This is a genomic window from Pseudomonas sp. TWP3-1, assembly GCF_049896625.1.
In the GTDB taxonomy this organism is placed as follows: Bacteria; Pseudomonadota; Gammaproteobacteria; order Pseudomonadales; family Pseudomonadaceae; genus Aquipseudomonas.
The window spans coordinates 216,148-230,091 of record NZ_JAFCUQ010000007.1 but is presented as its reverse complement, the minus strand read 5'-3'; the positions used below and the strand labels follow the sequence as shown (position 1 = coordinate 230,091).

Annotated in this window: 8 protein-coding genes; 3 read left to right on the top strand and 5 right to left on the bottom strand. The window is 57.6% G+C overall.

Translation table 11 applies throughout. From position 1 onward, the window contains the following. Window positions 1-10: 10 nt before the first annotated feature. Entirely contained in the window at window positions 11-628 is a 618-nt protein-coding gene (locus ACP7BN_RS12555) for a DNA-3-methyladenine glycosylase family protein (protein ID WP_426204453.1), read from the bottom strand. Continuing rightward, window positions 628-1,710: a bifunctional transcriptional activator/DNA repair enzyme AdaA gene (locus ACP7BN_RS12550; protein WP_426204451.1), complete on the bottom strand. Its 1,083-nt coding sequence runs from the start codon at window positions 1,708-1,710 to the stop codon at window positions 628-630. Before ACP7BN_RS12550 ends, ACP7BN_RS12555 begins: the two co-directional genes overlap by 1 nt. Window positions 1,711-1,816: 106 nt before the next feature. Between ACP7BN_RS12550 and ACP7BN_RS12545 the strand changes: the two genes are divergently transcribed. Then, the gene (locus tag ACP7BN_RS12545) at window positions 1,817-2,230 is read left to right on the top strand and encodes a VOC family protein (protein ID WP_426204449.1); all 414 of its coding nucleotides are present in this window, start codon (window positions 1,817-1,819) and stop codon (window positions 2,228-2,230) included. Here the strand turns inward: ACP7BN_RS12545 and ACP7BN_RS12540 are convergent. Next, on the bottom strand, window positions 2,227-2,847 hold the full coding sequence (locus ACP7BN_RS12540) for a LysE family translocator (RefSeq protein ID WP_426204448.1): 621 nt from the start codon (window positions 2,845-2,847) through the stop codon (window positions 2,227-2,229). The genes ACP7BN_RS12545 and ACP7BN_RS12540 overlap by 4 nt on opposite strands. A gap of 255 nt (window positions 2,848-3,102) precedes the next feature. On the opposite strand from ACP7BN_RS12540, the gene ACP7BN_RS12535 reads away from it, so the two are divergent. Both ACP7BN_RS12535 and ACP7BN_RS12530 read left to right on the top strand, forming a co-directional pair. Then, window positions 3,103-3,717, top strand: a complete 615-nt coding sequence (locus tag ACP7BN_RS12535) for a biliverdin-producing heme oxygenase (protein ID WP_420649427.1) — start codon at window positions 3,103-3,105, stop codon at window positions 3,715-3,717. After that, window positions 3,714-5,951 carry an ATP-binding protein gene (locus ACP7BN_RS12530; protein ID WP_426204445.1) on the top strand — a complete coding sequence of 746 codons (2,238 nt, stop codon included), beginning with the start codon at window positions 3,714-3,716 and terminating at the stop codon, window positions 5,949-5,951. Before ACP7BN_RS12535 ends, ACP7BN_RS12530 begins: the two co-directional genes overlap by 4 nt. Window positions 5,952-6,035: 84 nt before the next feature. Here ACP7BN_RS12530 and ACP7BN_RS12525 read toward each other — a convergent pair whose 3' ends face one another. Beyond that, window positions 6,036-9,695: a hypothetical protein gene (locus tag ACP7BN_RS12525; protein ID WP_426204443.1), complete on the bottom strand. Its 3,660-nt coding sequence runs from the start codon at window positions 9,693-9,695 to the stop codon at window positions 6,036-6,038. Between the two features lie 25 nt (window positions 9,696-9,720). Continuing rightward, the gene (locus ACP7BN_RS12520) at window positions 9,721-13,380 is read right to left on the bottom strand and encodes a hypothetical protein (RefSeq protein WP_426204442.1); all 3,660 of its coding nucleotides are present in this window, start codon (window positions 13,378-13,380) and stop codon (window positions 9,721-9,723) included. Window positions 13,381-13,944: the final 564 nt, after the last annotated feature.

Sequence of the window (13,944 nt, the reverse complement as noted above, 5' to 3'; positions counted from 1 at the left end):
ATAACGCGGCCTACGGTTTGGCCACCCGCCACAAATACCAGGCCGCCACGGTCCGAAACGGACTCCAGCCCAACCCGATCTCAATCATCTGCTTGCGCGCAGGCTGCACCTGCAACCCCTTCAATCGCCGATACCCCTCGCGCACGCCAAAATCATCCGCCGGTAATACATCCATCCGCTCCAGGCTGTAGATCAACAACATCTCCACCGTCCAGCGCCCAACCCCGCGCAGGCTGACCAAACGTTCAATCAACGCCTCATCATCCATGGCCAGAGCGGTAGCGTAATCCGGCACCACGCCATCCAGCGTCGCCTGAGCAATCCCCTGAATCGTCGCAATCTTGCCGGCCGAAAACCCGCAGCCGCGCAGGCTGGCGAAATCTGTTGCCAGAATCTGCTCCGGACGCGGAAACGTCTGATCAGGAAACAATCCCACCAGCCGTCCGACAATCGCATCGCCCGCCTTGGCATGCAGTTGCTGATAAGCGATCGCGCGCACCAGCGATTCATAAGGATCCCGCGCCGGATGCGGCTGATGCAGACACGGGCCGATGGCCGCGATATGCCGCTGCCAGTCGGCATCCAGCCCGGCGAGAAATGTACTTGCCGTTTGATATGTATCGGTCATCAGAAAGCCAATGGTTGCCTGAGCTGCAGCGCTGCATTCTCGAGCCTGAGCAGAAACGCCTTGCGCGGCTGCCCACCACCATAGCCGGTCAGCGAGCCATCTGCACCGATCACCCGATGGCACGGCACCACAATCGACAGGCGATTGTGCCCGTTGGCAAGGCCCACCGCCCGGCTCGCACCGGGTTTGCCCAGACGCGCAGCGATGGCGCCATAGGTGCTGGTGTGGCCATAGGGGATTTGCAGCAGTTCGGCCCAGACCTGACGCGAAAACTCGCTGCCGGGCAGGTGCAGCGGCGTGGTGAATTGAGTGAGCTTGCCGGCGAAATACTGCGCCAGTTCCGATTCGATCTGCTGCAAATGCGCGTTGTGCCCCGGAGCGACCACATAGCCATGCCGGCTCTGCAGTTCTTCGACTTCGCGAGTCAGCGCCGGGCGGTCGAGAAACTCCAGCAGCACCAGTCCCCGGCGCTCGGCCATGGCGATCATCGGCCCCAGTGGCGTGGTCAGGCGAGTGAACAGCAGCGGTTCACTCGAACCGACGCGCCCCGGCGTAATGTGAAAAGACTTTTGAAACGCATCGCGAAAACCGCTCAGCGATTCATAGCCGGAATCGAACGCGGCGTGATCAATCGAGGTGCCTTGGCGAATCCCGCCTAGCGCCATTCCCAGCCGACGGGTGCGCAGCCAGGCGTGAAAGGTCATGCCGAAATGCTGTTTGAACCAGCGCCGCAGCTTCAGCGGTTCGATGCCCTCGGCGAGCAATTGCGCATCGCTCCAGCGCACCTCCGGATCGGCATCCACGGCTTGCAACAGCCGTTGCACCCAGTCCGGCGCGATGGCGGCGGCGTCCAGCGGTTTGCAGCGCAGGCAAGCGCGATAACCGGCAGACATGCACTCGTCGGCATGCGCAAAGAACTCGACATTCTCCGGTTTCGGCTTGCGCGCGGTGCAGCTTGGGCGACAAAAAATCCCGGTGGTTTTCACCGCCGTGAAGAACACGCCTTCATAGGCAGTGTCGCGTTCGAGCATGGCGCGAACCATTTCGGCGTGGGGTGGCAGCATGGCGGTTTGTATGTTCATGGGCTGAGCATAAATCCAGGTTTTCGATGGCTCCACCGAAAAATCGACAATGAATTTTGATGGCCTTGTTCTACAGTCAAAGCCTGTGCATCAATGGAATCACGTCATGCATCCATTCATCATCCAACACATCGATCACATCGTCCTGCGTGTCGAAAACATGCAACGCAGCATCGAGTTCTACCAGCTGGTATTCGGGGCTGAGGTGGTCAAGCGTCAGGAAAAGCTCGGCCTGGTGCATTTGCGCGCAGGCACTTCGATGATCGACCTGGTCGACATCGCAGGCGAAATCGGCCGCAAGGGCGGTGCCGCTGCCGGTATCGAGCGGCGTAATGTCGATCACTTCTGCCTGCGCGTCGAGCCATTCGATGAGGAGGCGCTGATCGCTCATCTACAGTCGTTCGGCCTGACAGTCGAGAAAGCCGCACTGCGTTTCGGCGCTGAAGGCAGCGGCTTGTCGCTGTATTGCTTCGACCCGGACGGCAATCAAGTCGAGCTTAAAGGCCCGTCCGCGACCTAGGCACGCTTGGCCAGCAGCAGTACGGAAGCCGCCGCTGACAGCAGCCCTGCGCAGCAGCGGTTGAAGATCCGCTTGCCGCGCGGTTCGGCGAACCAGCGGCGCATGTGCAGGCCCATGTAGGCGTAGGCGCTGATGGCGATCCATTCCAGCAACAGAAACAACGTCCCGAGCACCGCGAATTGCCCGGCAATCGGTCGAGTCGGGTCAACGAACTGCGGTAGAAACGCGGTGAAAAGCAGAATCGCTTTCGGATTGCCGGCCGCTACAAAAAACTCCTGTCGGGCCAGCGCGACCATCCCAGCCGAGGCGCCGGTCACGATGTCCTGTGCATGCGGATCGGCGCGCCATAGCTGCCACGCCAGATACAGCAAATACCCTGCGCCAATGATCTTGATCGCCGAGAACAGCCATTCCGACGTTTGCAGCACCACAGACAAACCGGCGGCGGCGAGCGCAATCATTCCGGCAAACGCGAACAACCGCCCGATTCCCGCCACGCAAGCGCGACGGTAGCCATAGCGGGTGGCGTTGCTTACCGACAGCAGGTTGTTCGGGCCGGGGGCCATATTCAGTGCGAAGCAGGCCGGGAGAAAAATGGCGAGGGTGGCGAGATCCATGACGCGCGCTCCATTGGCTGAGCGCTATTTTTATCACGGGCAGATGCGAGCCTGACCCGTACAGCCATGGTGAAGTGTCGCGGTACAGGTCGATCGAACTTTATGGCACTTTGCTAACTCTGAGCCATCACGGAGGGCGGTAGTTGGTCAGAAAAAACCGTCCGCCCGGTCAGAAAGAGCGCTCGGCCGTGTAAGATCCGCGCCACGCTTTTACATACCTTCATGGCCCCAGGCGGCCCTTTACGAGCGATATACATGCAAGCAAAGGCCCGTGAGGTTTATGTGCCCCCGGTGTTGCAAGATTTGCGCGCCGGCACTGCCGAACTGCACATCGCACTGGAAAAACGCCTTCCTTTCTTCTCCGATGCCCTCGATTTGAACGCTTTTATGCGGCTGATGCAGGCCTATTACGGTTTCTATCGACCGCTGGAAAGTGCCTTGCAGGACAGTCAGTCGATTCCTGCTGATTTTGATCTGGCGCCGCGCTTGAAAGCTTTGACGCTGCTCAAAGACCTGCAAGCCCTGGGCATGCAGACTCAAGCGTTGCAAGACTTGCCGATCTGCCGCAACTTGCCCGTTATTGATTCCAGCGCTGCATGCCTCGGCGTGTTGTACGTACTGGAAGGCGCGACGCTGGGCGGACAGATCCTGCGCCGCGAGATCGCCGCAAAGCTGAGTCTCGAAGCCGACAACGGCGCGGCGTTCCTCGACATCTATGGTGCTGCCACCGGCCGCCGCTGGCGCGAATTCATCGAGTATCTGGGCACGCGCCCGCTGGACGCCGACGAGCGCAAATGTGTTGTCGCCGCTGCGCAATCCACATTCAGCTGTTTCGAACACTGGCTCGAAAGCCAGGAGGTTCTGGTATGACCCCGCAAGACCAACAAGCCTTTGAAGAGTTGCTGGCCAACTGCGCCGACGAGCCGATCCGTTTTCCCGGTGCGATCCAGCCGCACGGCCTGCTGCTGACCCTGAGCGAACCTGCGCTGAATGTGGTTCAGGTCAGCGCCAACGTTGAAACCCTGCTCGGGCGAGCGCCGCAAGAGGTGATCGGTCAACCGCTGGACAGCCTGATCGGCGAGGCCTACGCCGGCCAAGTGCGCGATGCTTTGCAGCAGCCGAGCCTGTCCGACCCGTCGCCGCTGCTGTTGCGCCTCAACGGCACTGCGTTCGACGCGTTGCTGCACCGCCAGCAGGGCGTGCTGATTCTGGAGCTGGAAATCCACGTCGAGAACTTCCAGCCGCGCAACGTCGCCGGTAAGCACACCCACCTCGGCCGGATGTTGCAACGCCTGCAAGGGGCCAAGAGCCTGCAGGCGCTGTACGACATCAGCGTCAAGGAAATTCAGGCGATGACCGGTTATGACCGGGTGCTGATCTATCGTTTCGAGGAGGAGGGCCACGGTCAGGTCATCGCCGAAGCGTCCGACCCATCGATGGAAGTTTTCAACGGTCTGTTTTTCCCGGCGTCCGACATCCCCGCGCAGGCGCGTGAGCTGTACCGCACCAATTGGCTGCGGATCATTCCGGATGCGGCGTATCAACCGGTGCCGTTGCTGCCCAAATTGCGCCCGGACAACCAGACCCCGCTCGACTTGAGCTTCGCTACCCTGCGCAGCGTGTCGCCGATCCACTGCCAGTACATGAAAAACATGGGCGTGCTGTCGTCGATGAGTATTTCGCTGCTCAAGGGTGATCGGTTGTGGGGGCTGATCAGCTGCGGCAACCGCGAGCCGCTGCACGTTCCGCATGAATTGCGCACTGCCTGCCAGACCATCGGCCAGGTGTTGTCGCTGCAGATCAGCGCGATGGAAGCGCTGGAAGTCAGCCGTCAGCGCGATGAGAAAGTCGAGAGCCTGGCGCTGCTCAATCAGGCAATGATCGACTCGCCGTCGAATGTTTTCGACGGTCTGGCGCAGCATCCGCAAATCCTCATGGCGCTGGCGAATGCCGGCGGTATCGCGATCATCGAAGACAAACAGTTGCACCGCTACGGCAACTGCCCGGAACCGGAAGAAATCCGCGCCCTGCACAAATGGCTGCAAGACAGCGGCGAGCCGGTTTTCGCAAGTCACCACCTGTCCAGCGTTTACCCGCCGGCCGCGCAGTTTCAGCAGGTGGCCAGCGGCGTGCTCGCGCTGAGCCTGCCGAAACCGGTGGACAACGGCGTGCTGTGGTTTCGCCCGGAAGTCAAAGAGAACATCAACTGGAGCGGCAACCCGGAAAAGCCGCTGGACCTGGAAAACTCTGACGCTGGCCTGCGCTTGCGCCCGCGCACTTCGTTCGAAATCTGGAAGGTCGAGATGGCCGGGATTTCCACCAAATGGAGCCACGGTGATCTGTTCGCCGCCAACGACCTGCGCCGCTCGGCACTGGAAAATGATCTGGCGCGCCAGGTGCGTCGCGAACAGGAAGCGGTGCGCGCGCGTGATGAGCTGGTCGCCGTGGTGTCCCACGATTTGCGCAACCCGATGACCGTGATTTCCATGCTCTGCGGCATGATGCAGAAGGCCTTCAGTTCGGATGGCCCGCACACCTCGCGGCGCATCTCCACGGCGATCGACACCATGCAGCAGGCCGCCGGGCGCATGAACACGCTGCTCGAAGACTTGCTCGACACCTCGAAAATCGACGCCGGGCGCTACAGCATCACTCCGCAAAAACTCGATGTCAGCCAGATGTTCGAAGAGGCGCAGGCGCTGCTCGCACCGTTGGCGCTGGACAAGGACATCAGCATCTCGTTCGAGGCCGATCCTGACCTGAGCATTCATGCCGACCCTGAGCGACTGTTTCAGGTGCTGTCGAATCTGGTGGGCAACGCAATCAAATTCACTCCGCGTCTGGGCACGGTCGACGTGCACGCCAAATCAGTCGGCGACGAGATCGTCTTCACCGTGCGCGACAGCGGCGAAGGCATTCCCAAGGATCACCTGCCGCATGTGTTCGATCGATACTGGACAGTGAAGGAAGGCAATCCGAACGGCACCGGTCTGGGCCTGTACATCACGCAAGGCATCGTCGAAGCGCATGGCGGGCGGATCGTCGCCGAGAGTGAACCGGGGCAGGGCAGCGAGTTTCGTTTCACGGTGCCGCGTCTGGCTTGATCGCACAAGGCAGCTCCGGTCATAGAAGACCCGTACGCCGCTTAGCGGTGTACGGGTCTTTGTCATCCATTCAAATGGCGAACATCAGAAAATGCCGTTGAGTTCCCTGAAAACGTGGGGTGGCATGGCTTTGAACTGGTTGCGCCGCAATTGACTGATCGCGTACAGGGCGCTGGCAGTGCGGCCATTGCCGTCGCCAAAACCCTGGAAGCCCACCACTGCCGCGAGCACGTGTTTATCAAAGTGCTCATGACTTGCGTTCAGCGCCTGCAAATGTTCTTCGAGTAGCGCGAAACCGGTGGGGCTGCTGCCATATTTGGTCGGCGCACCCGCATCGCGCACTCGGCCCACAGCTTGCGGCACAAGATGGCGATGGATATCGCGAATAACCGCTGGATCGGTCAAAGACGCCTTGTTGGCCGTGTACTCGCGTAAAACGTTCACGACATTATCGAAGTTGTTTCCGTTGGACGTTGAGCCGTTGAGCATCCAGGCGGCTGCTCTCTCGGAGTGATCGGTGTAGCCCATTGGATTGAAGAGTGAATCCGGCATCACGTCGTTGTAGGGCGGCCTGCCCAGATCAAATGTCAGAACGTCCTTCTGGTAACCCTTCATATATCGGGCCTTTTTGCTTTCGAGTTCGTACAGCACCGCCAGGGTTTCGGTGTAACTCTGGGCAGTGCTGCGTGCATCGTTGAGCTGAACAGGGTGGCCTTTTACGAACGCCTCCGTAAGCTCTTCCAGCGCCTGGCGACCGATCAAGGATTGCAGGTCACCTGCCTGTTTCGATTGGTACGCGGTTTCCTTGACCGCGTTATTGGCCAGATGGCCTAACTCTGTTTCGGTCACCCCTTTGGGCAACTTGAAGTTCTTTTCGCTCAAGTGCGTGACGATTTGTTGGGCGGTTTCAATTGCATCGCTTTTCAGCAACGCACGCCCGTGGGCGACGGTGTCCAACGACATGCGTGCCTGGGCCGCCGAGCCGGTGTGATCAATCGCTTTGAGCAGGTCGTAGCCGTTGGCGCCGCTCAAAAAACGCAGTTGCTGTCTGGCTTGGTTGGCAAGTTCGAGTGCTTGTCCGCTCAGCTTTACCGCGCCGCGCCCGAGGAGTTTGCCAGCGCCCTTGAGCAGTTGTGGCAATCCGGAAATCGGGTTGAACAGGCTGATGGCCGTGCTCGCCAATATGCGTGACGCCGCAAGGAGTTTGCCCGCGATGGTTGCTGCTTTGGTGGCGGCCGCAGCGATTGCAACGGGTGCGGCGACGAAGGTCAGCGCCAACACGGCTGCGTCGACAATACAGTCAAAAATCGCACCGCCGTGTTTTTTCGGGTCACCGGAAGTCAGTCCTTCCACGCAGCTCTTGAAGGGAATGATCAGGTTTAGAACGATATTGAAGATGGCGTCGGTTTTCGCAATGGCTTTTTCCCGTTCCGTCTGTTGCAAACCCAGTTGATGAATTTCGCTCTCGGTGATGTACGGGTTCTTTTCAGAGATCAATCTGGCCAGCTCTTGCGTGCGCGCAGAGCGGAAAAAAGGTGTCGGATCGTACGTTTCTGCAGTGCCAGCGGCGAATGCGCCGATCTTGCGTACATGAATCCTGCGTTTGAAGTCTGGTCCTGGAGCCAGGTTCTGCAAGTAGGCGTTCAGATCAATGGGAACCTCTTGAAGCTGTTTTTGATCGACGAAGTGAGTGTTGAAATTGAAGTAATCACCGAAAACCAGAGGTGCGAAGAACGCTTCCAGTTGCGGGTTGTGGCGACATTCCATGCGCAGCGGAAACAACTCAAAGCACTTGATACCGTCGAGGTACTGCGCGCACAGAATGATGCCGTAACGACCTGTTTCTCCCGGAGTATAGGTAGCAGGACTGATGCCGCCTCGTCCGTTGGATTTTTCGGGTTTGATTTTGATTTTTTGCACGCAGTAAACGCCGACCGCGCCGTGTTGCAGGAATATCGCATCTTCTTCAGCCAGTAGTGAAATGGCGATCTGAATGTTACGCAGCAGCCCACCCACGATGATATTGAAGTGACTGGAAGTCGCCGTTGCATACAACTCGGCAACAGGAAACAGTTCGCTCAGGCGCGGGAAAGATTGGTAGATGCTGCTGCCTTTGATGCGGTCCCAATCCTCTGTGTGAAGTTCATCACCCATATAAAGGTCGAGCACCGAAACTGTCCTGCCGGCACCTCCTCCGGTACCGCGATGTTTGACCAGTAGCTCATGCGGATTGCACTCCGCTGCCTCGGACTTCAACTCCTGCAGTGCAAGTTGTTGACGATCCGGCAGAGGTGTGGAAAACCTGGCGGCAGCTTCAATCATTATGTCGATGTAGCGTTCGTATTCGCGTGCGGCGCGAATTACATCATCCGGGCTCAGACTGCCGTTTGCGTCGCGGGTGACATACCCGTTCATCCACGCCCAGGTGACCACCGGGTCTACGGACCCGACGGCATGCAGCGCTGCCAATGACCCCATGGCTTTTATGGATTGGGTGAAACCCATCAAATGTTGATAATTCATCTTGCGGCTGGCGCCTGGCACCAGAACTTCGACCAGGTGCACGGCCTGTGTGGCAACCACCCAGGCGGGTGTGCCCATTCGCATGCTCTGCGGCCAGTCGGTAAACAGATATTCCGGCGCCATGCCGGCGAGGACCATATGTGCCACCAGCGGCGCGAACAGACTGTCGAGTTTGACGCTGTCGATCAGGTGTTTTTCAAATTGCGCCCGTACATCGTCGGGGTGGCGTCTGAAGAAGCTTTTCGAATAAAGATCGAACCCGGCGAAGTGGGTGTTGGCCGCATCCAGGTTCGGGTCGAGATCGAGCAGCAGTGCTGCAATCAAAAGCTGCTCTATCAATTCGGGAGACGCTGGTTTCGCGGTCTCCCCGGCAAACCAACCCAATGCGTCGAGGTATTCTTTTGCTTGCCTGGAGTTGATTACGGCGCCATCAATCAAGCGCTGCAGGCGAAAGTCCTCGCTGTTGGAAAAACCGTCTGCCGAAGTGCTTGCCAGCATTAAATGCCGGCCGTGGATATGCACCAGTAGGTCGTCTTGCCACGAGTAGCGATGGTTCACATCACGAATGATTGAGCGTGCGTTGTCGTCCAGTTTGAACGGCGAAGCGTCGGGTGCATCCAGCACTTCCCAGCAGTTTCCGTATTTCGGTTGCTCGGGCAATGTCGAGAAGTTCAGCAGGTCCAGCAGGCCCCGGGTGTCTTGTTCATTGTCCGGGATGTCCAGTCCGTGGAAGCGCAGCCATTGGCCGACAGTGATGTCATCGCCGGTGATGATCCAGCCGCCACTTAATGCGGCGACTTTGGCCAATAGCTGGAGGCCGTCATCGAAATCCGCCAGACCTGCAACATCGGCGGTGATGTCTTGAAGAGACACAAACGCGATGGCGGGCCGGTCATTGCTGGAAACCATGTTTCGATAGCTGTGAAACAGCCGGCCATGCTCGTTCACCAGGAAAATTGCATCATCCGAAATCTTGCGTCGAGCGCGGACGAAGTGAAATTCATCACTGCGCAGAAGTATGGATAGAGGAACTTTGCCACTGCGATGGATTCGGTCAAATGCACTGTCTTCGATGCACGGGACAAGGATCTCGTTCCAGGCCCAGCCAAGGCGTTCAATAACGGACTTGTCTTCAATAAAGTTGCTGATTGTCTGGATTGTATTTTTTTTCTGAAGTGTATTGGTGGGCGTGTATGTCTGGTTGTCTGTTGAAGTAATCATTGAAAATCCATTTTCCGATGGTGTATCAGAATATTCCGTTGAGTGATGCAAATACGTGGGGTGGCAGGGCATTGAACCCGTTCCGCCGCAGTTGAATGATCGAATACAACGCACTTGCCGTACGTCCATTGCCGTCGCCAAATCCCTGAAAACCGACCACGGCCGCGAGCAGGTGTTTATCAAAGTGCGGATGGCTCGCGTCCAGCGTTTTCAGGTGCTGTTCCAGCAAGGAGAAACCGGTGGGACTGCTGCCGTACTTGGTTGGGGAGCCCGCATCGCGCACCCGTCCGACAGCCTCCGGTACCAGTCTGCGGTGGATCTCCCGGATAACAGTCGGATCGGCCAAAGGCGCGTTGTTGCTGGTGAACTCGCGCAAAACCCCGAGAATATTTTCAAAGTCATTACCGTCGGAGGTCGAGCCTTTCAACATCCACGCCGCTGCTCTTTGCGATTGATCGGTGTAGCCCAGCGGATTGAAAGCAGCCTCTGGCATTACGTCGCTATAAGGCGCTTTGCCCAGATCCTGTTTCAGGACGCCTTGCTGATAGTCCGTCATGTATCGGGCTTTTTTGGCTTCGAGGCCGTAGAGGTCGGCCAGGGTTTCTGCGTAACTCTGCGCGGTATTGCGCACGTCGTTGAACTGCAGGGGATGACCTTTTATAAACGCGTCGGTCAACTCGTCCAGCGCCGGGCGACCGATCAGCGATTCCAGATCGTTGGCCTGTTTGTATTGGTAAGCGGTTTCTTTAACGGCGTTGTTGGCGAGGTGGCGCAGTTCCGTATCTGGAATCCCCTTTGGCAACGTGAAGTGCTTTTCACTGAGACGCGCCACAACCTGTTGCGCGGTTTCGATGGCATCACTTTTCAACAGCGCGCGCGCATGTGCCACTGTGTCCAGCGACATGCGGGCTTGCGAAGCCGCACCGGTATGTTCGATTGCCTTGATCAGGTCATAACTGTTGGCACCGGTCAGAAAACGCAGTTGCTGGCGTGCCTGACGTGCGACGGAAAGTGTATGCCCGCTCAACTTGGCCACGCCACGCCCGAGCAATTTGCCGCCGCCCTTGAGCAACTGCGGCAGTCCCGACAACGGGTTGAACAGGCTCAGTGCCAGGCTTGCCAACACCCGCGAGGCCGACAGCAGCTTGCCGGCAACGGTCACGGCTTTGCTGGTGGCGGCGGCAATGGCAACTGGTGCGGCCACAAACGTCAGTGCCAGCACTGCGGCGTCGACAATGCAGTCGAAAATGGCGGCGCCGTGTTTTTTTGGATCACCTGAAGTCAATCCTTCCACGCACCCCTTGAAGGGAATGATCAGGTTGAGGATAACGTTGAAGATGGCCTCGGTCTTTTCAATCGCCTTTTCCCGCGTGGTCTGCTGAAGACCCAGTTGGTGGATCTCTTTTTGGGTGATGTACGGATTTGCTGCGGCAATTAGCCGGGCCAGCGATGCGATGCGCTCAGAGCGGAAGTAGGGTGCCGGACTGTAGTCATCTGCGGTATCTGCTGGCAGTGTCGCGATTCTGCGAACCTGAACCCGCGATTGCTGATTATTCTTCGGCGCAACGTTTTTCAGGTAGGCCTGCAAGTCAAGCGGGATTGTTCCTTCGAACTCTTTCTTTTCGACGAAGCGGGTGTCGAGGTCAAAGTAGCTCCCGGACACGAGCGGGCTGAAAATATCCTCAAGGCTGGAGCTATATCGACACTCCATTCGCAGTGGAAACAACTCAAAACATTTGATGGCGTAACTATCCTGCACGCAGATCACAACGCCGTAACGGCCCGTTTCGCCAGCAGCCCAAAACCCCCCGGCTACCCCTCCACCTTGCGTGGCTCTCTGAGGTCGATAATCGAGTTTCTGTACGCAGTAGACACCCACAGCCCCCAGTTCGATCGATGCCGCATCTTCCGGGTCAAGTTGGGAAATGGCGATCTGGATATTCCGCGTCAGGCCCTCAAGAATCGCCTCGAAGTGCGTACCTGTGGCATCTTCATATAGTTCGGGAACCGGTGTCAGGTTCACCAGATCGGGGAAGGCCTCGTAAATACTCGGGCCTTTTTTGCGGTTCCAATCCTGGGTGTGCAGTTCGTCGCCCATATACAGATCGAGTACCGAAACCTGGCGCCCGGCACCGCCACCGCTGCCACGCACTTTGACCAGCAACTCGTCGGGATCGCAGTTCTGTTCCTGCACCTTGAGTTCTTGCAGGGCAAGTTGTCTGCGATCTGGCAACGGTCTGGAAAACCTTTCGGCGGCTTCCAGCATCATGGTGATGTAATGGTCGTATTCGCGAGTGGCGAGTGCGACCAGTTCCGGGCTCAGATTGCTTTCTGCATCGCGCACGACCAGTCCGTTCATCAATGCCCAGCTGACCACCGGATCGACCGCGCCTTCAGCCTGCAATGCGGCAAGCGGTGCCATGGCTTTGGCCGAATGGCTGAAGCCCATCAGATGTTGATAGGTCATCTTGCGGCTGGCGCCAGGAATCAGCGCTTCGACCAGATGCACAGCCTGAGTGGCCACCACCCACGCCGGCGTGCCCATTTGCAGGCTGGACGGCCAGTCGGCAAACAGATACTCCGGCGCCATACCGCCGAGGACCATTTCCGCCACCAGCGGGGCGAACAGAAAGTCCACGTCCAGGTTACCGATCAGATGCTTTTCCAGTCGCGCCTTTACATGGGATGGATGGCGCTTGAAATACTCTCGCGAATACAGATCGAAGCCAGCGAAGTGAGTATTCGCAGCGTCTAAGTCTGGATCGAAATCCAGTAGAAGCGCCGCAATGATCAGTTGCTCGATAAATTCCGGTGACGGTTTCGATGCGCCTTCTTGAGTAAACCAACCCAATGCCTGCAAGTAGTCCTGAGCCTGCCCGGACGCCCAGACTGTGGTTTCGATCAAGCGTTGCAGGCGATAGTCGGTGCTGTTGGAGAAGCCGTCCGCCGAGGCGCTTTCAAGTTTCAAGTGGGCGCCAAAGACCTCCACCAGCCGCGCATCACCGCCGGTGAGATCGTTTGTCACCTGTTTGATAATTGCCCGGCGCTGTTCATTCAGTTGGAAAACAGAATCGTCAGGAGCGTCCAGCAATTCCCAATAGTTTGCGTACTTGGGACGCTCGGGCAATGTCGAAAAGTTCAGTAGATCAAGCAGGCCGCGCGTGTCTTGCTCATTATCCGGTACTTGCAGTTTCTGGAAGCGCAGCCACTGGGCGACAATGATCTCGTCTCCGCTGGTCACCCAGCCGCCACTCAGCTTGGCCATTTTGGCCAACAGCCTGAGTTCCTCTGCAAAATCCGTCAGCCCGGCGACTTCGGTAGTGATGTCCCGGGGCGAAACGTATTCCGCGCTCGGATGATCCTTGCTGGAGATCAGATTCCTGTAAGAGAAATACAAACGGCCATTGTCATCTACCAGGAAAATCGCGTTCTGCGGCATGTTGCGCCGCTCACGCAGCGCCTTGAACTCGGGACGCCGCACGAGTATCGCCAACGAGATTTTGCCAAGACGATGCGTCTGATCGAATGCACTGTCTTCTACACCGCGAACAAGAATCTGGTTCCATGCCCAGCCGAGACTTTCGATGGCGTATTGATTGGCAATGAAGTCGGTGATTGTTTGAGCAACGGATTTCTTTTGAAGTGTGTCGGCGGAATACGCGGCTTTATTGTCGTTGGATAGCATTAGTTAAAATCCATTTTCTGATGGCTCGTTTATATATAAAAAATAAACATTCGTTAGTTGGCTGTCTGGCTTCAGGCGGCTGGCGTTTGGAGAGTAAAGCGCGGTGGGGAAAGTGGTGGGTTGTTTGATATACCAACTGTTTCAGGATTGTCTTTCAATCGTAAGGAAGTCGCTGGTTTGCGGGGTTGGCGGGGTGATTGGCTATATCTGTCTGATTGTGTAGTTGTGGGGCGGGTCGGGATAGTTGTTACTTGATACATCAATAAATAACTGTGCTGCTGGAGTTGGCGCATCTAATGAGCGCATGCTGTTTTGGCAAGTTGGTTTAAAGATGTTTAAGGTTATTTCCAGAAAGCTACAGCGCCTTGCGCTTTTGCCTACACGTACGCCAGAATCGGCCGGCTTGTGCGCCTTGGTGGCGGGGCTTATCGTTTCCGGGTCGTTGACGAATCAGCGATCGGATTTGACCGTCCGACTCAATCAAGGCGCGCCAGTGCCCCAAGACCGGTTTCAGATTTCTTTCTGAACCATCGTGTCGCGGTGGCTGTGCGTGGGACACCTTCG

What these genes read in the sequence shown, in the direction of transcription:
- ACP7BN_RS12555 (WP_426204453.1), bottom strand. Translation starts at nt 628, where the DNA reads ATGACCGATACATATCAAACGGCAAGTACATTTCTCGCCGGGCTGGAT.
- ACP7BN_RS12550 (WP_426204451.1), bottom strand. Translation starts at nt 1,710, where the DNA reads ATGAACATACAAACCGCCATGCTGCCACCCCACGCCGAAATGGTTCGC.
- ACP7BN_RS12545 (WP_426204449.1), top strand. Translation starts at nt 1,817, where the DNA reads ATGCATCCATTCATCATCCAACACATCGATCACATCGTCCTGCGTGTC.
- ACP7BN_RS12540 (WP_426204448.1), bottom strand. Translation starts at nt 2,847, where the DNA reads ATGGATCTCGCCACCCTCGCCATTTTTCTCCCGGCCTGCTTCGCACTG.
- ACP7BN_RS12535 (WP_420649427.1), top strand. Translation starts at nt 3,103, where the DNA reads ATGCAAGCAAAGGCCCGTGAGGTTTATGTGCCCCCGGTGTTGCAAGAT.
- ACP7BN_RS12530 (WP_426204445.1), top strand. Translation starts at nt 3,714, where the DNA reads ATGACCCCGCAAGACCAACAAGCCTTTGAAGAGTTGCTGGCCAACTGC.
- ACP7BN_RS12525 (WP_426204443.1), bottom strand. Translation starts at nt 9,695, where the DNA reads ATGATTACTTCAACAGACAACCAGACATACACGCCCACCAATACACTT.
- ACP7BN_RS12520 (WP_426204442.1), bottom strand. Translation starts at nt 13,380, where the DNA reads ATGCTATCCAACGACAATAAAGCCGCGTATTCCGCCGACACACTTCAA.